This window comes from Pseudomonas sp. ASL3 (genome assembly GCF_056680425.1).
Map to the genome: position 1 here is coordinate 3,495,458 of NZ_CM155281.1, position 20,295 is coordinate 3,515,752.

The 20,295-nt window shown below is 59.9% G+C and carries 20 protein-coding genes; 16 read left to right on the plus strand and 4 right to left on the minus strand.

Features of this window, described 5'->3' with window-relative positions; all coding sequences use genetic code 11:
• Positions 1-73: 73 nt before the first annotated feature.
• The 14 genes from ccoN (AC1MEE_RS16125) (at position 74) to hemN (ending at position 14,572) form a co-directional block, all read left to right on the plus strand.
• Positions 74-1,498 (plus strand): cytochrome-c oxidase, cbb3-type subunit I, encoded by a 1,425-nt coding sequence (ccoN, locus tag AC1MEE_RS16125; protein ID WP_480410604.1) that lies wholly within the window; start codon positions 74-76, stop codon positions 1,496-1,498.
• A gap of 10 nt (positions 1,499-1,508) precedes the next feature.
• The gene (gene ccoO, locus AC1MEE_RS16130; protein ID WP_480410605.1) at positions 1,509-2,117 is read left to right on the plus strand and encodes a cytochrome-c oxidase, cbb3-type subunit II; all 609 of its coding nucleotides are present in this window, start codon (positions 1,509-1,511) and stop codon (positions 2,115-2,117) included.
• Between the two features lie 3 nt (positions 2,118-2,120).
• Complete coding sequence (locus tag AC1MEE_RS16135; RefSeq protein ID WP_480410606.1) at positions 2,121-2,324, plus strand: cbb3-type cytochrome oxidase subunit 3; 204 nt, start codon at positions 2,121-2,123, stop codon at positions 2,322-2,324.
• The gene (ccoP, locus tag AC1MEE_RS16140) at positions 2,321-3,271 is read left to right on the plus strand and encodes a cytochrome-c oxidase, cbb3-type subunit III (protein ID WP_480410607.1); all 951 of its coding nucleotides are present in this window, start codon (positions 2,321-2,323) and stop codon (positions 3,269-3,271) included. The genes AC1MEE_RS16135 and ccoP (AC1MEE_RS16140) overlap by 4 nt, the downstream gene beginning before the upstream one ends.
• A gap of 538 nt (positions 3,272-3,809) precedes the next feature.
• A complete protein-coding gene (ccoN, locus tag AC1MEE_RS16145) occupies positions 3,810-5,252 on the plus strand; it encodes a cytochrome-c oxidase, cbb3-type subunit I (protein ID WP_480410608.1) in 1,443 nt (480 codons plus the stop codon).
• The gene (gene ccoO / locus AC1MEE_RS16150; RefSeq protein WP_480410609.1) at positions 5,252-5,860 is read left to right on the plus strand and encodes a cytochrome-c oxidase, cbb3-type subunit II; all 609 of its coding nucleotides are present in this window, start codon (positions 5,252-5,254) and stop codon (positions 5,858-5,860) included. Before ccoN (AC1MEE_RS16145) ends, ccoO (AC1MEE_RS16150) begins: the two co-directional genes overlap by 1 nt.
• A gap of 5 nt (positions 5,861-5,865) precedes the next feature.
• Positions 5,866-6,057: a cbb3-type cytochrome oxidase subunit 3 gene (locus AC1MEE_RS16155; RefSeq protein ID WP_480410610.1), complete on the plus strand. Its 192-nt coding sequence runs from the start codon at positions 5,866-5,868 to the stop codon at positions 6,055-6,057.
• Positions 6,054-7,025, plus strand: coding sequence for a cytochrome-c oxidase, cbb3-type subunit III (gene ccoP, locus AC1MEE_RS16160; protein ID WP_480410611.1), 972 nt, complete (start codon positions 6,054-6,056; stop codon positions 7,023-7,025). Before AC1MEE_RS16155 ends, ccoP (AC1MEE_RS16160) begins: the two co-directional genes overlap by 4 nt.
• A 442-nt stretch (positions 7,026-7,467) precedes the next feature.
• Positions 7,468-8,883 carry a cytochrome c oxidase accessory protein CcoG gene (gene ccoG / locus AC1MEE_RS16165; protein ID WP_480410612.1) on the plus strand — a complete coding sequence of 472 codons (1,416 nt, stop codon included), beginning with the start codon at positions 7,468-7,470 and terminating at the stop codon, positions 8,881-8,883.
• A 12-nt stretch (positions 8,884-8,895) separates the two neighbouring features.
• Complete coding sequence (locus AC1MEE_RS16170; protein ID WP_480410613.1) at positions 8,896-9,435, plus strand: FixH family protein; 540 nt, start codon at positions 8,896-8,898, stop codon at positions 9,433-9,435.
• A 229-nt stretch (positions 9,436-9,664) separates the two neighbouring features.
• Positions 9,665-12,115 carry a heavy metal translocating P-type ATPase gene (locus AC1MEE_RS16175; RefSeq protein WP_480410614.1) on the plus strand — a complete coding sequence of 817 codons (2,451 nt, stop codon included), beginning with the start codon at positions 9,665-9,667 and terminating at the stop codon, positions 12,113-12,115.
• A 25-nt stretch (positions 12,116-12,140) separates the two neighbouring features.
• Complete coding sequence (gene ccoS / locus AC1MEE_RS16180) at positions 12,141-12,371, plus strand: cbb3-type cytochrome oxidase assembly protein CcoS (RefSeq protein ID WP_480410615.1); 231 nt, start codon at positions 12,141-12,143, stop codon at positions 12,369-12,371.
• The gene (locus AC1MEE_RS16185) at positions 12,364-13,047 is read left to right on the plus strand and encodes a sulfite exporter TauE/SafE family protein (RefSeq protein WP_480410616.1); all 684 of its coding nucleotides are present in this window, start codon (positions 12,364-12,366) and stop codon (positions 13,045-13,047) included. Before ccoS ends, AC1MEE_RS16185 begins: the two co-directional genes overlap by 8 nt.
• 142 nt (positions 13,048-13,189) lie before the next feature.
• Positions 13,190-14,572 (plus strand): oxygen-independent coproporphyrinogen III oxidase, encoded by a 1,383-nt coding sequence (gene hemN, locus AC1MEE_RS16190; protein WP_480410617.1) that lies wholly within the window; start codon positions 13,190-13,192, stop codon positions 14,570-14,572.
• A gap of 43 nt (positions 14,573-14,615) precedes the next feature.
• Here hemN and AC1MEE_RS16195 read toward each other — a convergent pair whose 3' ends face one another.
• Positions 14,616-15,188: a hypothetical protein gene (locus tag AC1MEE_RS16195; RefSeq protein WP_480410618.1), complete on the minus strand. Its 573-nt coding sequence runs from the start codon at positions 15,186-15,188 to the stop codon at positions 14,616-14,618.
• A gap of 48 nt (positions 15,189-15,236) precedes the next feature.
• Here AC1MEE_RS16195 and fnr point away from each other — a divergent pair, with 48 nt between their 5' ends.
• Positions 15,237-15,971, plus strand: a complete 735-nt coding sequence (fnr, locus tag AC1MEE_RS16200) for a fumarate/nitrate reduction transcriptional regulator Fnr (protein WP_480410619.1) — start codon at positions 15,237-15,239, stop codon at positions 15,969-15,971.
• 65 nt (positions 15,972-16,036) lie between these two features.
• Complete coding sequence (locus tag AC1MEE_RS16205; RefSeq protein WP_480410620.1) at positions 16,037-16,585, plus strand: adenine phosphoribosyltransferase; 549 nt, start codon at positions 16,037-16,039, stop codon at positions 16,583-16,585.
• A 245-nt stretch (positions 16,586-16,830) separates the two neighbouring features.
• On the opposite strand, the gene recR is transcribed toward AC1MEE_RS16205, so the two are convergent.
• The 3 genes from recR to dnaX form a co-directional block, all read right to left on the minus strand.
• Positions 16,831-17,433, minus strand: coding sequence for a recombination mediator RecR (recR, locus tag AC1MEE_RS16210; protein ID WP_480410621.1), 603 nt, complete (start codon positions 17,431-17,433; stop codon positions 16,831-16,833).
• A gap of 163 nt (positions 17,434-17,596) precedes the next feature.
• Positions 17,597-17,923, minus strand: a complete 327-nt coding sequence (locus AC1MEE_RS16215; protein ID WP_297832022.1) for a YbaB/EbfC family nucleoid-associated protein — start codon at positions 17,921-17,923, stop codon at positions 17,597-17,599.
• 66 nt (positions 17,924-17,989) lie between these two features.
• Positions 17,990-20,140 (minus strand): DNA polymerase III subunit gamma/tau, encoded by a 2,151-nt coding sequence (dnaX, locus tag AC1MEE_RS16220; RefSeq protein WP_480410622.1) that lies wholly within the window; start codon positions 20,138-20,140, stop codon positions 17,990-17,992.
• Between the last annotated feature and the right edge of the window lie 155 nt (positions 20,141-20,295).

Below are 20,295 nucleotides of genomic sequence, written 5' to 3' on the forward strand. Positions count from 1 at the left end.
TGATCAGTCTGCCTATAACTCGGCGCTATGACCCGGAGCTCATCCGGGCCAGGCAAGATGGGAACACACTTAAATGAACTCAACAAACAGTACCGCCTACAACTATAAGGTGGTCCGCCAATTCGCCATTATGACGGTGGTGTGGGGCATCGTCGGAATGGGGCTCGGTGTTTTCATCGCCGCGCAATTGGTTTGGCCTGAACTCAACTTCAACTTACCCTGGACCTCGTTCGGTCGTTTGCGTCCACTGCACACCAATGCGGTGATCTTCGCTTTCGGCGGCTGCGCGCTGTTCGCCGCCTCCTACTACTCGGTGCAGCGCACCTGCCAGACCCGGTTGTTCGCGCCAAGACTGGCGGCCTTCACCTTCTGGGCCTGGCAATTGGTGATTGTGTTGGCTGCCATCACCTTGCCGCTGGGCTACACCAGTTCCAAGGAATACGCCGAGCTGGAATGGCCGATCGACATTCTGATCACCATTGTCTGGGTCGCTTACGCCGTGGTGTTCTTCGGCACGCTGAAGAAGCGCACCACCAAGCATATCTACGTCGGCAACTGGTTCTTCGGTGCCTTCATCCTCACCGTGGCGGTTCTGCATATCGTCAACAACCTCGAAATCCCGATCAGTCTGACCAAGTCCTACTCGGTGTATTCCGGGGCGACCGACGCCATGGTGCAGTGGTGGTATGGGCACAACGCGGTGGGCTTTTTCCTCACGGCGGGGTTCCTGGGGATGATGTACTACTTCGTGCCCAAGCAAGCCGAACGTCCGGTGTATTCCTATCGGCTGTCGATCGTGCACTTCTGGGCACTGATTACCCTGTATATCTGGGCCGGCCCGCACCACTTGCACTACACCGCGCTGCCGGACTGGGCGCAGTCGCTGGGCATGGTGATGTCACTGATTCTGCTGGCACCGAGCTGGGGCGGCATGATCAACGGCATGATGACCCTCTCGGGGGCCTGGCATAAGTTGCGCAGCGATCCGATCCTGCGATTCCTGGTGGTGTCCCTGGCGTTCTACGGCATGTCGACCTTCGAAGGTCCGATGATGGCGATCAAGACCGTCAACGCCCTCTCCCACTACACCGATTGGACCATCGGCCATGTCCACGCCGGCGCGCTTGGCTGGGTGGCGATGATTTCCATCGGCGCGCTGTACCACATGATCCCGAGAATCTTCGGTCGTCTGCAGATGCACAGCATGGGCCTGATCAACGCGCACTTTTGGCTGGCGACGATTGGCACCGTGTTGTACATCGCCTCGATGTGGGTCAACGGCATTGCCCAGGGCCTGATGTGGCGCGCAATCAACGAGGACGGCACGCTGACTTACTCGTTCGTCGAAACCCTGGTGGCCAGCCATCCCGGCTATGTCGTGCGGTTGATAGGCGGCGCGATCTTCTTCAGCGGCATGTTGCTGATGGCCTACAACACCTGGCGTACCGTGCTGGCCTCCGAGCCTGCCGAAGCCGCCGCCGCTGCGCAGATGGCCTGAGGAGTTCGCCATGAAACATGAAGTGATCGAAAAAAACGTCGGCCTACTGATGCTGTTGATGGTCCTGGCCGTGAGCGTCGGTGGTCTGACGCAAATCGTGCCGCTGTTCTTTCAGGACGTGACCAACAAACCGGTCGAAGGCATGAAGCCCTACACCGCGCTGCAACTCGAAGGCCGCGACATCTATATCGCCAACGGATGTGTCGGCTGTCACTCGCAGATGATCCGTCCGTTCCGTGCTGAAACCGAGCGCTACGGCCACTACTCGGTTGCGGGTGAAAGCGTCTGGGATCACCCGTTCCTGTGGGGTTCCAAGCGCACCGGACCGGATCTGGCGCGGGTCGGCACGCGTTACTCGGATGACTGGCACCGCGCGCATTTGTACAACCCGCGCAACGTGGTGCCGGAATCGAAGATGCCGGGCTACCCGTGGCTGGTGACGGAGCCGGTCGACAGCAGCCACACCGAAATCAAGCTCAGAACCATGCGCACCCTCGGCGTGCCTTACACCGACGACGACATCGCCGGGGCAGTTGCATCGGTCAAGGGCAAAACCCAGATGGATGCACTGATTGCCTACCTGCAGGTACTCGGCACCGCGATCAAGAATAAGAGGTAAGCCATGGATATCGGAGATTTGCGCGGTCTTGGCACGCTGTTGGTGGCGATCGCATTTATCGGGCTGGCCTTTTGGGTCTTCAGCAGCAGACGCAACCCGGACTTCGCCGAAGCAAGCATGGCGCCGTTCGCGGACGAACCGCTGCCATGCCCCGCTGAAGAACAACGTGTCGTAGAACAACCTGTCGAGCGGAGCACCCAACCATGACCACGTTTTGGAGTACCTACATCTGCGTACTGACCATTGGCACCCTGATCGGCCTGACCTGGCTGCTGATCAGCACTCGCAAGGGTGAAACCAAAGGCAGCACGGACCAGACCATGGGCCACAGCTTCGACGGCATCGAGGAGTACGACAACCCTCTACCCCAGTGGTGGTTCATGCTGTTTGCCGGGACCCTGGTGTTCGCGGTCGGCTATCTGATCCTGTATCCGGGCCTGGGCAACTGGAAAGGCATCCTCCCGGGTTATGAAAACGGCTGGACCGGGGTCAATGAATGGCAGAAGGAAATGGACAAGGCCAATGCCAAGTTCGGGCCGATTTTCGCCAAATTCGCCGCCATGCCGCTGGAAGACGTCGCCAAAGATCCGCAGGCGCTGAAAATGGGCGGACGTTTGTTCGCCTCCAACTGCGCAGTCTGCCACGGCTCGGATGCCAGGGGCGCCTATGGCTTCCCCAATTTGACGGACACTATCTGGCGCTGGGGCGGCAGCCCCGACACCATCAAGACCACCATCATGGGCGGCCGTATAGCGGCAATGCCAGCCTGGGGCCCGATTCTCGGGGAGGACGGAGTGAAGAATGTCGCCGCGTATGTGCGTCACTCCCTCGCCGGACTGCCACTGCCAGCCGATGACAGCGCCAATATAGAGGCCGGACAGCAAGTGTTCAGCACCACGTGCATAGCCTGTCACGGCGCAGCAGGTCATGGCACGCAAGCGATGGGTGCGCCGGACCTGACACAACCGAGCGGCTTCATCTACGGCAGCAGCCTGGCCCAATTGCAGCAAACCATCCGCTATGGTCGCCAGGGCCATATGCCGGCGCAGACCGACCTGCTGGGCAATGACAAGGTGCAGTTGTTGGCCGCGTATGTTTACAGCCTGTCACAGGACAATGCTCAACCTGAGGGACAAGTCGTCAAAGTGCAATAACGATTCAGCAACATGGCTACAGCTTGGCTGCCCCTTGGCTACCCCTTGAATTCTCCTCAAACGCTGCTTGACTGCCACTTCCGCTACGGGAGCGGCAGTTCCCTTCTTTTCCGCGACCAAGTGTCGCACCCGCCCTTGGTACGGCTTCCCACTCCAGACATTCGGGACTAAGCTTCCTCGCTTAGTGGACTGGCGACAGTGGGCCACAGGTAAATGGATAGGGATGTGTTCGGCAATTGTGCTCGACAATTTGCGCAAAAGGCTCATTTACAACGGCTCACGCCCGCTGCCTTTCGATTTTGCATGTAGTCCTGTCTTTTGCCCGCTACATTTCACTTGCCTGAAAGCCTTACTTTTTTCGTCCGCCGCAGCATTTTGTCACAAGGCGTAACTGCCCCTGACCATGCTGAAACCGCCGCAGAATCAGCTTCAGGAAGCAGTTGCAAGGCGTTGATCGCGTTGCAATGGCTACCCGCTTTCTCCATACTTGCGGCCGCTTTTTTATTCCTAAAAAACACCCAAACCGTGGAACCTTAGAATGAGCACAGCAATCAGTCCGACTGCTTATAACTATAAGGTAGTCCGCCAGTTCGCCATCATGACGGTGGTCTGGGGGATCCTTGGCATGGGGCTTGGTGTCTTTATCGCCTCACAGCTTGTATGGCCCGATCTGAACCTTGGCCTGCCGTGGACGACTTTTGGACGCTTACGCCCATTGCACACAAACCTGGTGATTTTCGCCTTTGGTGGTTGTGCGTTGTTTGCCACTTCCTACTACGTCGTACAGCGTACCTGCCAAACGCGACTGATCTCCGACAAGATGGCTGCCTTCCACTTCTGGGGATGGCAAGCAGTGATCGTCGGCGCAATCATCACATTGCCGCTGGGCTACACAACAACCAAGGAATACGCCGAACTGGAATGGCCTCTCGCCATTTTGCTGGCCATCGTCTGGATAACCTACGGTGCGGTGTTCTTTGGCACCATCGTCAAGCGCAAAACCAAGCACATCTATGTCGGTAACTGGTTCTACGGTGCCTTCATCGTCGTGACGGCGATGCTGCATATCGTCAACCACGCGTCCTTGCCTGTGTCCCTCTTCAAGTCCTACTCGGCCTACGCCGGTGCGACTGACGCCATGATCCAGTGGTGGTACGGCCACAACGCGGTAGGTTTCTTCCTGACCACCGGCTTCCTGGGGATGATGTACTACTTCGTGCCGAAGCAGGCCGAGCGTCCGATCTACTCCTATCGCCTGTCGATCGTGCACTTCTGGGCACTGATCACCCTGTACATCTGGGCCGGCCCGCACCACTTGCACTACACCGCATTGCCGGACTGGGCTCAGTCGCTGGGCATGGCGATGTCGATCATCCTGCTGGCGCCAAGCTGGGGCGGCATGATCAACGGCATGATGACCCTGTCGGGTGCATGGCACAAACTGCGTACCGACCCGATCCTGCGCTTCCTGGTCGTGTCCCTGGCGTTCTACGGCATGTCGACGTTCGAAGGCCCGATGATGGCCATCAAGACCGTCAACTCGCTGTCTCACTACACGGACTGGACCATCGGCCACGTACACGCCGGCGCTCTTGGCTGGGTAGCGATGATCTCGATCGGCGCGCTGTACCACATGATCCCGAAAATCTTCGGTCGTCCTCAGATGCACAGTGTCGGCCTGATCAACACCCACTTCTGGCTGGCTACCATCGGTACCGTTCTGTACATCGCTTCGATGTGGGTCAACGGCATCACCCAGGGCCTGATGTGGCGTGCGATCAACGATGACGGCACCCTCACCTACTCCTTCGTCGAAGCGCTGCAAGCCAGCCACCCGGGCTACATCGTCCGCGCCATTGGCGGTGCGTTCTTCGCCAGCGGCATGCTGTTCATGGCTTACAACGTGTTCCGCACCGTACGCGCCTCGGACCCGGCTCAAGCTGAAGCCGCCGCTCAGATCGCTGTAGTTGGAGCTCACTGATGAGACACGAAGTACTCGAGAAGAATATCGGCCTGCTGGCCTTCTTCATGGTCATCGCCGTCAGTGTCGGCGGCCTGACCCAGATCGTTCCACTGTTCTTCCAGGACGTGACCAACAAGCCGGTCGAGGGCATGAAGCCACGCCCGGCGCTGGAACTCGAAGGCCGCGATGTTTTCATCGCCAACGGCTGTGTCGGCTGCCACTCGCAGATGATTCGTCCGTTCCGTGCTGAAACCGAACGCTACGGCCACTACTCGGTCGCGGGTGAAAGCGTCTGGGACCACCCGTTCCTGTGGGGTTCCAAGCGTACCGGTCCTGACCTGGCCCGCGTTGGCAATCGTTACTCCGATGACTGGCACCGCGCGCACTTGTACAACCCGCGCAACGTAGTGCCTGAGTCGAAAATGCCGGCCTACCCGTTCTTGGTGGAAAACAAGCTCGACGGCAAGGACACCGCGAAAAAAATGGAAGTCTTGCGCACTCTCGGCGTCCCTTACACCGACGAAGACATCGCCGGTGCAAGCGCTGCCGTGAAAGGCAAAACTGAAATGGATGCGTTGGTTGCCTACCTTCAGGGTCTGGGCACCATCATCAAAAGCAAACGGTGATATTGATGGATATCGGGATGATTCGAGGCCTGGGCACTGTCGTTGTGATGGTCGCCTTTATCGGTCTGGCACTGTGGGTATTCAGCGGAAGACGCAAGGCAGAGTTCGACGAGGCGACCTTGTTGCCCTTCGCGGATGATCCCGAAGCCATCAAGCACGTCGAGCAAGCGCAAGCTTCTAGGAGTAACAAAGAATGACTACTTTCTGGAGTCTGTACGTCACAGTCCTCAGCTTGGGTACCATCTTCACCCTGACCTGGCTGCTGCTGTCCACCCGCAAGGGCCAGCGTAGCGAATCAACGGAAGAAACAGTGGGCCATTCCTTCGACGGTATCGAGGAATACGACAACCCACTGCCAAAATGGTGGTTCATGCTGTTCGTGGGCACCATCATCTTCGCGCTGGGCTATCTGGCGCTGTACCCGGGCCTGGGCAACTGGAAAGGCCTGCTGCCGGGCTACGGTTACCTGGACAACGACAAGAAAACCGAATTCGCCAATGGCCAAACCGGTTGGACTGGCGTTCACGAATGGGAAAAGGAAATGGCTAAATCGGACGCCCGATTCGGTCCGATCTTCGCCAAATTCGCGTCCATGCCGATTGAAGAAGTCGCCAAAGACCCGCAAGCCTTGAAGATGGGTGGCCGCCTGTTCGCCTCCAACTGCTCGGTCTGCCACGGTTCCGATGCCAAGGGCGCCTACGGCTTCCCTGACCTGACCGACCAAGACTGGCGTTGGGGCGGCGAGCCACAAACCATCAAGACCACCATCATGGGTGGCCGCCATGCGGTCATGCCAGCATGGGGCCCTGTGATTGGCGATCAAGGCGTACGTGACGTCGCGGCATTCGTAACGACGCAACTGGACGGCCGCAAACTGCCTGCAGATGCTAACGCCGACCCGGTTGCCGGCCAGAAAATCTTCGCTGCCAACTGCGTGGCGTGTCACGGTCCGGAAGGCAAGGGTACCGCTGCAATGGGCGCACCTAACCTGACTCACCCGGCGGCATTCATCTACGGTTCGAGCTTCGCGCAACTGCAGCAGACCATCCGTTACGGCCGTCAGGGCCAGATGCCTGCTCAGGAATTGCTGCAAGGCAACGACAAGGTTCACCTGCTGGCCGCTTACGTCTACAGCCTCTCCCACGGAAACAAGGCTGCTGAGTAAAAGGAACGCGTGAACGCAACACACAACGGCCCCGCCAGTGAGAATTGGCGGGGCCGTTTTGGTTTTGGGGCTGCCACCTCAATTGTGCTACCTGATCCTGTAGGAGCTGCCGAAGGCTGCGATAAGGTCCGCAGGACCTTCAGCGATTTCAAGAAAGCGACCGCTTCAGTCGGACGCGACCCCGGGGTGATCGCAGCCTTCGGCAGCTCCTACATCGATGGTTACCACCCCCACCAAAACCGTCCATAATTCATAAGTCAATTGATCCAGATCACTACACCGACAAGATCACTACACCAACATTCGCTTGAGCCCAACGCGACCAAAGGTCGCACCCTTGGACTAGAGCGACAGGCGTATCATTGGCGCCTTGATGACACTCTTTTGACCGCAGTCGGCACGTACTGGCTGAGGCATTTTTCCACTGCCGTGGGATGCACTAATGAGCAATCAGATTCCGGTACACAACATCACCCCGCCCCCTAAAAACGATAACAACACTGTCGATCTCTACGCGTCACGTGAAAAAATCTACACCCGTGCTTTCACCGGCATATTTCGCAACTTGCGGATGGCTGGCGGCGCTGGTTTGTTTCTGCTGTATTTCGGCACGGTCTGGCTGAACTGGGGTGGCCATCAGGCTGTCTGGTGGAACCTGCCGGAGCGCAAGTTTTACATCTTCGGCGCGACCTTCTGGCCGCAGGATTTCATCCTGCTCTCGGGCATTTTGATCGTCAGCGCTTTTGGCCTGTTCTTCATCACCGTGTTCGCCGGGCGCGTCTGGTGCGGGTACACCTGCCCGCAAAGCGTCTGGACCTGGATATTCATGTGGTGCGAGAAGGTCACCGAAGGCGATCGCAACCAGCGCATCAAGCTCGATAAAGCGCCGATGACCGCCAACAAGTTCCTGCGCAAACTGAGCAAGCACAGCCTGTGGCTGATCATCGGATTCGTCACCGGCCTGACCTTCGTCGGCTACTTCTCCCCGATCCGCGACCTGACCATCGAGTTCTTCACCGGACAAGCCGAGGGCTGGGCGTATTTCTGGGCGGGTTTCTTTACCCTTGCCACGTACGGCAACGCCGGCTGGCTGCGCGAGCAAGTGTGCATCTATATGTGCCCATACGCGCGCTTCCAGAGCGTGATGTTCGACAAAGACACCCTGATCGTTTCCTATGACCCCCGTCGCGGCGAAAAACGCGGCACGCGGAAAAAGGACGTCGATTACAAGGCTCTGGGCCTGGGTGATTGCATCGAATGTACGATGTGCGTACAAGTCTGCCCGACCGGCATCGATATCCGCGACGGCCTGCAAGTCGAATGCATTGGTTGCGCGGCCTGCATCGATGCCTGCGACACCATCATGGACAAGATGAATTACCCACGCGGATTGATCAGCTACACCACCGAACACAACCTGTCGGGGCAGAAGACCAACAAACTGCGTCCACGTCTGATCGGTTATGCACTGGTGCTGCTGGTGATGATGGGGCTACTGACCACCGCCTTCTTCATGCGTTCGCTGGTGGGTTTCGACGTCAGCAAGGACCGCGTGCTGTATCGTGAAAACGCCGAGGGACGGATCGAAAACGTCTACAGCCTCAAGGTCATGAACAAGGACCAGGTCGATCACAGTTATGTCCTCGATGCCTCCGGTTTGCCTGACCTGAAACTGCAGGGTCGTCGCGAGTTCAAGGTGCAGGCGGGTGAGATCTTCACCATGCCGGTCGAGTTGTCGAGCGCGCCAGAGCAACTGCCATCGAGCACCAACGAGGTGACTTTCACGCTCAAGGATGCCGATAACGTTGGCACCCAGGTTCAAGCCAAGAGCCGCTTCATCGGCCCACAAATTCGTTAAGAGACGTTAGCCATGCCCGTAGCAACTTCCTCCAGCCCTTGGTACAAGCACCTCTGGCCGTGGATCATCATTGGCATCCTCGCCTGTTCGGTGACGCTGACCTTGTCGATGGTGACCATCGCCGTCAAAAACCCGGACAACCTGGTCAACGACAACTATTACGAGGCCGGCAAAGGCATCAACCGCTCGCTGGACCGTGAGCTGTTGGCGCAGGGCCTGAAAATGCACGCCACGGTGCATCTGGATGAGCTGACCGGCGAAACCGAGCTGCGACTGACGGGCGACAGCCAACCGGAAACCCTGGAGCTGAACCTGATTTCGCCGACCCAGCCGCAAAAGGATCGCAAGATCGCCCTGACCCGCAGCGCATCCGAACCGGGCCGCTACATCGGTCAGTTGGCCGACAAGATCGAAGGCCGGCGTTTCGTCGAAGTGCTCGGCGAGCAGAATGGCCAGACCTGGCGCCTGTTCGAAGAAGAGCAAATCAGCCACGACAAAGACCTGAAACTGGGCGACGAGCCGCTGCAAGGCGCGGAAGACATGAAAAACTGATTGGCACCCGCCCCCCCCTGTAGGAGCTGACTTGTCTGCGATCGGCTGCGAAGCAGTCGCAAAATGGCTGGACTCACCACCGAATGAAGGTCCTCCGTGTCGGACGCGACCCCGGCCTATCGCAGACAAGTCAGCTCCTACACTCGACCGAGTTTACTGCGCGACAGCGCGGCGTCGAAAACGGGGCGGGATCTCCTACAGGAAACGCGTACACCTGAATTAAGACCCCATGACCTCACCAATCCCCTGCTACCACTGCGCCCTGCCGGTTCCTGCCGGCAATCGCTTCACCGCCGTTGTGCTCGGGGAAACCCGCGAACTGTGCTGCCCGGGGTGTCAGGCGGTGGCAGAGGCCATCGTCGCCGGTGGTCTGGAAAGCTATTACAGCCATCGCAGTGAAGCCTCGGCCAACCCGCAAGCACTGCCGGTGCAATTGGTCGACGAGTTGGCCCTGTATGACCGCGCCGACGTACAGGCGCCGTTCGTGCGTCATGAAGGCGAACTGGCTGAAGCAACCCTGCTCATGGAAGGCATCAGCTGCGCCGCGTGCGGCTGGTTGATCGAGCGTCATCTGCGCAGCTTGCCCGCCGTGGCCGAAGCCCGACTGAACCTGTCCAACCACCGCCTGCACGTGCGTTGGACCGACAGCCAGTTGGCGCTGAGCCAGGTACTCAGCGAACTGCGCAGCATCGGTTATGCCGCGCACCCCTATCAGTCCGACCGTGCGGCCGAGCAACTGGCCAGCGAAAACCGCCTGGCCTTGCGCCAACTCGGCGTGGCCGGGCTGTTGTGGTTCCAGGCGATGATGGCGACCATGGCCACCTGGCCGGAATTCAATATCGACCTCAGCCCACAGATGCACACCATCCTGCGCTGGGTCGCGCTGTTTCTCACCACGCCTATCGTGTTTTACAGCTGCACACCGTTCTTTCGCGGCGCCATGCGCGATTTGCGCACGCGCCACCTGACCATGGACGTCTCGGTGTCGCTGGCCATCGGCAGCGCCTACGTCGCCGGGATCTGGACCGCGATCACGGGTGTTGGCGAGCTGTACTTCGATGCAGTCGGTATGTTCGCCCTGTTTCTGCTGGCTGGCCGCTATCTGGAGCGTCGCGCGCGCGAGCGCACTGCGGCGGCCACGGCACAGTTGGTCAACCTGCTGCCCGCGTCTTGCTTGAGGCTCAGCGCCGACGGTCAAAGCGAGCGCATCCTGCTCAGCGAGCTGCGCCTGGGCGACCGGGTGCTGGTGCATCCCGGCGCGGTGTTGCCAGCCGATGGCAAAATTCTCGAAGGTCAGTCCAGCATCGATGAGTCACTGCTGACCGGCGAATACCTGCCGCAGCCGCGTAGCGCGGGCGATGCAGTCACCGCCGGCACACTCAACGTCGAAGGTGCGTTGACCGTGCAGGTTCTGGCTCTGGGCCACGACACCCGTCTGTCGGCCATCGTCCGTCTGCTGGAGCGCGCCCAGGCCGAAAAACCGCGTCTGGCAGAGATCGCCGACCGCGCGGCGCAATGGTTCCTGCTGTTGTCGCTGATCTTCGCTGCAGTCATCGGCCTGGTCTGGTGGCAGCTCGACCCGTCGCGGGCGTTCTGGATCGTGCTGGCGATGCTGGTCGCGACCTGCCCCTGCGCCTTGTCACTGGCCACGCCCACCGCCCTGACGGCCGCCACCGGCACCCTGCACAAGCTAGGTCTTTTGTTAACCCGCGGCCATGTGCTGGAAGGCTTGAATCAGATCGACACGGTCATTTTCGACAAGACCGGCACCCTCACCGAGGGTCGATTGGCCCTGCGCACCATCCGTCCGCTCGGAGGGCTGGATGCCGATAGTTGCCTGAGCCTGGCCGCCGCGCTGGAAAACCGCTCCGAACACCCGATTGCCCGAGCATTCGGCCGCGCGCCTGTGGCTGCTGAAGACGTGCACAGCACCCCTGGCCTGGGTCTGGAAGGCGTCGTAGGCGAACAGCGCTTGCGCATCGGACAGCCGGCGTTCGTCTGCGAACTCAGCGCCTGCGCCATTCCGCCGATGCCCGATGAAGCCGGTCAATGGCTGCTGCTCGGTGACACCCAAGGCGCACTGGCGTGGTTCGTCCTCGATGATCGCCTGCGCGCCGATGCCTTCGCCTTGCTGCAAGCCTGCAAGGCACGCGGCTGGAAGACCTTGCTACTGTCCGGCGACAGCTCGCCGATGGTGGCCAGCGTCGCCGCCGAGCTGGGAATCGACGAAGCCCACGGCGGTCTGCGCCCGGACGACAAATTGCAGGTGCTGCAAGCGCTGCATCAACAAGGTCGCAAAGTGCTGATGCTCGGTGACGGGGTCAACGACGTGCCGGTGCTGGCTGCAGCGGACATCAGTGTTGCCATGGGCTCGGCCACCGATCTGGCCAAGACCAGCGCCGATGCGGTGCTGCTATCCAACCGCCTGCAAGCGTTGGTGCAGGCGTTCAGCCTGGCGCGGCGCACCCGTCGGGTAATCATTGAGAACCTGCTGTGGGCAGGCCTGTACAATGGCCTCATGTTGCCGTTTGCCGCCCTCGGCTGGATCACCCCCATCTGGGCGGCGATCGGCATGTCCATCAGTTCGTTGACGGTGGTGCTGAATGCCTTGCGCCTGACGCGCATGAAAGGCTTGCAAGACCAGACCACCCCTCTCCACACCCGCCCGCTGCCGACATGATTCGGCAACCGGCTTCGGAGGCTCCATGCCGGCTCTATACGTGATGATCCCAGCGGCGCTGCTGATCGTCGCTGTCGCCATTTACATCTTCTTCTGGGCGGTGGACAGCGGCCAGTACGACGACCTCGACGGCCCGGCGCACAGCGTCCTGTTCGACGATCAGGACCCGCAGCACCTGGCCGCTATGGAAGAAGCCCCCGGCCACCAATCCGCACCTCAGGCGGAAAAGAAAGACCAGGCGCCGCCCCATGTTTGAGCTGGCACCCCTGCTGGTGTCGGCGCTGATCCTCGGCCTGCTCGGCGGCGGTCATTGCCTGGGCATGTGTGGTGGCCTGATGGGCGCACTGACCCTGGCGATCCCCAAAGAACAACGCAGCCGACGCTTTCGTCTGCTGCTTGCGTACAACCTGGGGCGAATTCTCAGCTATGCCACGGCCGGATTGCTGATCGGCCTCGCCGGCTGGGCAGTGGCCAACAGCCCGGGCGCGATGATCATGCGCGTGATCGCCGCCTTGCTGTTGATCGCCATGGGCCTGTACCTCGCCGGGTGGTGGAGCGGCCTGACCCGTATCGAAAGCCTCGGACGCGGCCTCTGGCGGCATATCCAGCCCGTCGCCAGCCGTTTACTGCCGGTGTCCAGCCTGCCACGCGCCTTGCTGCTGGGCGCGCTCTGGGGTTGGTTGCCGTGTGGCCTGGTCTACAGCACCCTGCTGTGGTCGGCCAGCCAAGGCAACGCCCTCGACAGCGCACTGCTGATGCTCGCCTTCGGCCTGGGCACCTGGCCCGTGCTGCTCGCCACCGGGCTGGCTGCCGAACGCACCACTGCCCTGCTGCGCAAACGCGGCGTGCGCATGGCGGGCGGTCTGCTGGTTATCCTGTTCGGAGTCTGGACCCTGCCTGGGCCACACCAGCACTGGTTGATGGGCCATTAAGCGCTCCGCACAGCACAGAAAAAGCTGACGCGTCCTCAAGGACTTGCCTCCAGAGCGCGAGCCCTTGATGCAAATCAACATCGCCTGAGCCACATCTCCCTAGACTCAAGGACTTGCCAGTCCAATTCGGGGAGATGCCCGCATGCTCGACGCCATTCGTTGGGATTCCGATCTGATCCGCCGTTATGACCTGGCGGGTCCACGCTACACCTCATACCCCACTGCGGTGCAATTCCACACCCGGATCGGGGCCTTCGATCTGCTGCACGCCCTGCGCGACAGCCGCAAGGCCCTGCGCCCTCTGTCGCTGTATGTGCACGTGCCGTTCTGCGCCAACGTCTGCTATTACTGCGCCTGTAACAAAGTCATCACCAAGGATCGCGGACGCGCCCTGCCCTATCTGCAACGCCTGGAACAGGAAATCCAGATGATTGCCTGCCACCTCGACCCCCGGCAAAAGGTCGAACAGCTGCACCTTGGCGGCGGCACCCCGACGTTCCTCAGTCATGACGAGTTACGCCAGCTGATGGCGCACCTGCGCAAGCATTTCAATCTGCTCGATGACGATTCCGGTGACTACGGCATCGAAATCGACCCGCGCGAAGCCGACTGGGCGACCATGGGCCTGCTGCGCGAGCTGGGCTTCAATCGGGTCAGCCTCGGCGTGCAGGATCTCGACCCGCAGGTCCAGCGTGCGGTCAATCGCCTGCAAAGCCTGGAAGAAACCCGCGCCATCGTCGAAGCGGCGCGCACCCTGCAGTTTCGCTCAGTGAACATCGATCTGATCTACGGCCTGCCCAAACAGACGCCCGAGTCCTTCGCCCACACCGTCGACGAGATCATCGCACTGCAACCGGATCGGCTTTCCGTGTTCAACTATGCCCACCTGCCGGAGCGCTTCATGCCCCAGCGGCGGATCAACAGTGCGGACCTGCCAGCAGCCGGGCAAAAGCTGGAGATGCTCCAGCGCACGATTGAACAACTGACGGGTGCCGGCTATCGCTACATCGGCATGGACCACTTCGCCATGCCCGACGACGAATTGGCCATCGCTCAGGAAGAATCAACACTGCAACGCAACTTCCAGGGCTACACCACCCATGGTCACTGCGACCTGATCGGTCTTGGCGTCTCAGCCATCAGTCAGATTGGCGACCTGTACAGTCAGAACAGCAATGACCTGAATGACTACCAGACGCTACTGTCGAGCGACCAACTGGCGACCAAGCGCGGCCTGCTGTGCAATGCCGATGATCGCCTGCGCCGGGCGGTGATCCAGCAATTGATCTGCCATTTCAGCCTGAACTTCGCCGGTATCGAATACGCGTTCAATATCGACTTCAGGGGCTATTTCAAGGATGTATGGCCGCAGCTGGTGGCGATGATCGGGGATGGTCTGATCGAAATCGATGAGGCGGGAATAACGGTGCTGCCTGCGGGTCGCCTGCTGGTGCGCTCGGTGTGCATGGTGTTCGATGCCTACTTGAACCAGCACAATCGCCAACGGTTTTCACGGGTAATTTGATGCCCCCGCTTGACGGGGGCAGTGCTACGCATCACGCAGGATCTTAGCCCGCGGTAGTGGTGCTGCTCGACGAGCTGGTTGAGGTCTTGGTGAGTTTTGCCAGGCTGGCATTGGCAGTAGACAGCGCGGAGGTCAATTGCGCCAGTTGCGACTGGACAGAGCTCGCCCGTGCCCGCTTCTGATCCGCGGTCAGGGTCTTGCTCGCCATCACTTGCTGCAACTCTGCCTGTTTCTTGGCGATCTGTTTTTGCAGGTCTTTGATCTGCTTTTGCAGGGTTGTGGTGCTATCGGAGCTGCTAGTGCCAGAAGCTTGGGCAGACTTCGCCACGCCAGCGCTGGACAGACTGACCTTTACGCCTTCCGGTGCGGTGCCAGTAGTGCTTGCGTCGGTGGAAGCAGTGGAAGCGGCGGCCTTGGTCGCCGACGTGGTGGCTTGCAGACCAGTAGTGTTGGCGGAATTAAGACTTACAGACAACATGGGCGACGCTCCGAAGTGAGGTGTGCGATCACTGGCTATCGACCATTTCACGAAGAACTTGAAGGCATTCAGGGAAAATGTCTGTTTTTTACTGCGTTGGCCGCTGACACCGACGGCGCTGGCCGGAACTACTTGCACTGAGTTACCCTCACAACTTATGTGTGTTTTCCCACAAGGATTGAAGCCATGTCCGAGCCAGTCAAACTGCGCGCCCCTAACCAGGCCCATTGCAAGGATTGCAGCCTGGCCCCCCTGTGCTTGCCACTTTCTTTGAATCTGGAAGACATGGATGCGCTCGATGAAATCGTCAAACGCGGCCGTCCGCTGAAGAAAGGCGAATTTCTGTTTCGACAGGGCGACGTATTTGGTTCGGTCTATGCCGTGCGCTCCGGTGCGCTGAAAACCTTTAGCCTGAGCGATGGCGGCGAAGAACAGCTCACCGGTTTCCACCTGCCGAGCGAGCTGGTCGGCCTGTCCGGCATGGACACCGAAGCCTATCCGGTGTCCGCTCAAGCGCTGGAAACCACGTCAGTGTGTGAAATCCCTTTCGAACGCCTTGATGACCTGTCGGTGCAACTGCCACAGCTGCGTCGGCAACTGATGCGCGCCATGAGCCGAGAAATTCGCGACGATCAGCAAATGATGCTGTTGCTCTCGAAAAAGACCGCTGACGAACGCATCGCCACCTTCCTGGTCAACCTGTCGGCCCGTTTCCGCGCTCGCGGGTTCTCGGCCAATCAGTTTCGCCTGAGCATGTCGCGCAACGAAATCGGCAACTATCTGGGCCTTGCGGTGGAAACCGTGTCGCGGGTATTCACACGCTTCCAGACCAGCGAACTGATCGCAGCCGAAGGCAAGGAAATCCAGATCCTCGATCCGATCCAGTTATGCGCCCTGGCCGGTGGCTCACTCGACGGCTGAAACGTGCGATCCATGGCGGCTGAGCTGTAGACTAGCGCCAGCCAACATGCCTCAGGATTTTCTTGATGACTTTCGACGAATTCAGCTTCAAATCCCTTATTCGGCCGGTGGTGGACTTCCCCAAGCCGGGCGTTATCTTTCGCGATATCACGCCCCTGTTTCAGTCGCCCAAGGCTCTGCGCCTGGTGATCGACAGCTTCGTGCAGCGCTATATAGAAGCCGAATTCAACCATATCGGTGCGATGGACGCGCGCGGCTTTTTGATTGGCTCGATAGTCGCTTATGAGCTGAACAAGCCGCTGATTCTGTTCCGCAAGCAAGGCAAGCTGCCGGCGGACGTGCTGTCCGAGGCCTACCAGACCGAGTACGGCGAAGCCTGGCTGGAAGTGCACGCCGACAGCCTGTGTGACGGCGACTCCATCGTGATGTTCGATGACCTGATTGCCACCGGTGGTACGTTGATCGCTGCGGCCAATCTGGTGCGCCGCATGGGCGCCCATGTCTACGAAGCCGCGGCGATCATCGACCTGCCCGAACTCGGCGGCTCACAGCGCCTGGAAGACATGTCCATCCCGACCTTCTGCCTGACCAGCTTTGCGTTGACGGATAAATAGGGCTGACATCCAAACTCGGTCCCCGTGTAGGAGCTGACTTGTCTGCGATAGGCCGGGGTCGCGTCCGACACGAAGGACCTTCCTGCGATAGTGAATTCACTACTTTTACGAGCGCTTCGGTCGGACGCGACCCCGGACCGATCGCAGACAAGTCAGCTCCTACAGTAGATCGGCGTCTGGTCGAAAATATAAGAAATTAAAAATATTATTTATCAATTACTTACAGGTGCTTGAGGAACCATCAGCTACAACGCAATCGGCTTACGCCCGGCAAACGAATGCGCCAGGGTGCCGCCGTCTACCAACTCAAGCTCGCCACCCAGCGGGACGCCGTGGGCGATGCGGGAGGTGATCAGGCCCTTGTTGCTGAGCAACTGGGCGATGTAGTGCGCGGTGGCTTCGCCTTCGACCGTGGGGTTGGTGGCGAGGATGATTTCGGTGAACGTGCCTTGCTCTTCGATACGCGTGACCAGTTGCGGGATGCCGATGGCTTCCGGACCGAGACCGTCCAGCGGCGACAGGTGCCCCTTGAGTACGAAGTAACGGCCACGGTAGCCGGTTTGCTCTACCGCATAGACATCCATCGGCCCTTCGACCACGCACAGCAGCGTGTCGTCGCGACGGACATCAGAGCATTGCGGGCACAGGTCGTCTTCGGTGAGGGTGCGACAGAGCCGGCAATGGCCAACGCCGTCCATCGCCTGACTCAATGCCAGCGCCAGACGCGAGCCGCCACTGCGATCGCGCTCAAGCAATTGCAGCGCCATGCGCTGGGCGGTTTTTTGACCAACGCCGGGCAATATGCGCAAGGCATCGATCAATTGGCGAATCAGGGGGCTGAAGCTCATGAGAAAGGTCCGACAAAACAACGAGACGCGGTTTATACCCGCGCCTCCGGTCAGCGTCAATTCATGCGGAGCATGGGCACGATCAGCGAGTTGGCGCATAGCACCTCTTGCAGAGACCAAAAAGCCAGGCTCCGGGCCTGGCTTTTTGTACCGCTGACGCGATTTAGAACGGCAGCTTCATACCCGGTGGCAATTGCATGCCCGCGGTCATGCCAGACATTTTTTCCTGGCTGTTCTGCTCGATCTTGCGCACGGCATCGTTCACCGCTGCGGCGATCAAGTCTTCGAGGACTTCTTTGTCTTCCTGCATCAGGCTGTCATCCAGGCTGATGCGCTTGACGTCGTGACGACCAGTCATCACCACGCTGACCAGGCCTGCGCCCGATTGGCCAGTGACTTCGGCGTTGGCCAGTTCTTCCTGCGCCTTGGCCATTTTTTCTTGCATCTGCTGTGCCTGCTTCATCAGGCCGGCCATGCCACCTTTCATCATGGGAATTCACCTCGAACGTTGATGGGTCTTTATTGCGCAGCGCCACACAGACGCCCCGCACGTTAGTTAAAGAGTCTGAGCCACCGGGGCATCCACAGGTTCAATCGTATCCTCTCGGATCACCGCGCCAAACTGTTGCAGCATTTGTTGGATGAACGGATCGGCATGGATCGACGCTTCTGCTTCGCTCTGGCGATCGGCACGGCGGCGCGAGGCAGCCTGAGCCGGGGTTTCCTGCTCGGGCTTGATCAGCTCGATGCTCAGGTTCAGGGTCCGCCCGTGGTATTGATTCAGGGCATCGTTGAGTCGGCGTTGCTGCGTCGCATTGAACAGCGCGCTGTGGGCCGGGTCCAGGTGCAACAGCCAGTCATCGCCGTCCACGGCCATCAATGTGCAGTTGGCGGCGATGCTGCCGGTCATGCCCGACACCGGCAGTTTCAAAAACAGATCCAGCCACTCCAACGCGAGCCCGGTCGCAGGCTTCAAGGCCGGCAACGGTTCAGGCGCAACGGTCTCGGTCACACTGTCGTGGGCCAGTTCATCCAGATAGCTGTAAGACGCGGGATCGATGTCCACATCCACATCGAAGAACTCGTCGTCGTCAGGCGGTTCGTCGTCGCGCTCCATAGGTGCGGGCACGAACGCCATCGCGTCTGGAGTCGGTTCAAGCATGGCCTCGGGCGCATCCGGAACCGGGCTGGCCGGCGCCGGTGTCGGCATTGGCGTCAGGTCAGGCTGTTCGGCGACGGTATCGAGCATGGGCTCGGGAACGGATTCGGCGACAGGCTCAAGCTCAGATTCAAATTCGGTCGTCAGCTCGGCTTCGGCCTGCGGCTCAGGGGCTGGCTCAAGAACGGGCGCAGACTCGGTCGTCGGCCGCGCAGCCTTGGGTTCGTTCCAGGGCAGATCGACTTCTTGCACCGGAGCAGGCTCAGGAACGACTGGCAGCTCAACAGGCATTGAAACCGGCGCCGGACCTTGAGCAACGGGTTCCACAGGCGCAACGGCTGCAACTGAAGCGGCTGCCACTACCGGCGCAATGGAGGTCGTGCCGGCCACTGGTTGTCTGGAATCAATTGTGGCTTGATTGATCCCCACTGGCTTTAGCGACTGCCTCGGTGCATCACTGCTGTCAGCGGGGCGGAAGGCCAGCATTCGCAACAGGACCATCTCGAAGCCACCACGCGGGTCTGGCGCCAGCGGCAAATCGCGGCGGCCGATCAGGCCCATCTGGTAGTAAAACTGTACGTCTTCGGCAGGCAACGCCTGGGCCAGCGCCAGAACGCGCTCCCGGTCGCCATGACCGTTATCGACGCCTTCTGGCAGCGCCTGGGCGATCGCCACGCGATGCAACACATTGAGAATTTCCGAGAGCACGCCACTCCAGTCCGGCCCTTGCTCGGCCAGATGACGCACCGCTTCAAGCAACCCGCGCGCATCGCCGTCGAGCAACGCGTGCAGCACGTCATACACCTGACCGTGATCCAGCGTGCCCAGCATCGCGCGGACATCCGCGGCCATGACCTTGCCTTCGCCGAACGCAATCGCCTGATCAGTCAGGCTCATGGCATCGCGCATCGAACCATCGGCCGCGCGGCCCAACAGCCACAGGGCGTCGTCTTCGAACGGCACATTCTCGACCCCCAGCACGTGGGTCAAATGCTCGACCACCCGCTCCGGCGTCATGTTTTTCAGGGAGAACTGCAAGCAGCGTGACAGAATGGTCGCCGGCAATTTCTGCGGATCAGTAGTCGCCAGGATGAATTTGACGTAGGGCGGCGGCTCTTCCAGGGTCTTCAACAGAGCGTTGAACGAGTGAGTGGACAGCATATGCACTTCGTCGATCAGGTAGACCTTGAAGCGCCCGCGGCTCGGTGCGTACTGCACGTTATCGAGCAACTCGCGGGTATCTTCGACCTTGGTCCGGCTCGCGGCGTCGATCTCGATCAGGTCGACGAAACGCCCTTCATCGATCTCGCGGCAGACCGAACAGGTCCCGCAAGGCGTCGACGTGATGCCTGTTTCACAGTTCAGGCACTTGGCAATAATCCGCGCAATCGTGGTTTTACCCACACCACGGGTGCCCGTGAATAAATAGGCATGGTGCAGCCGTTGACTGTCCAGCGCATTGATCAGAGCCTTGAGCACATGGGTCTGGCCGACCATTTCGCGGAACGAGCGCGGACGCCATTTACGTGCAAGAACCTGATAACTCATCGAAAACCGTCGCAACTGAAAGCGGAAGACCGCCAATGCTAGCGGAGCAAGGGCAAAATTGCATCCGATGTCCTGCTCTAATGTGGCTACGCTCCTCAAATGGATGAATCTTTATATTGGATCCAACCTGAATGGCATCGTCTTGCTCATGGCGA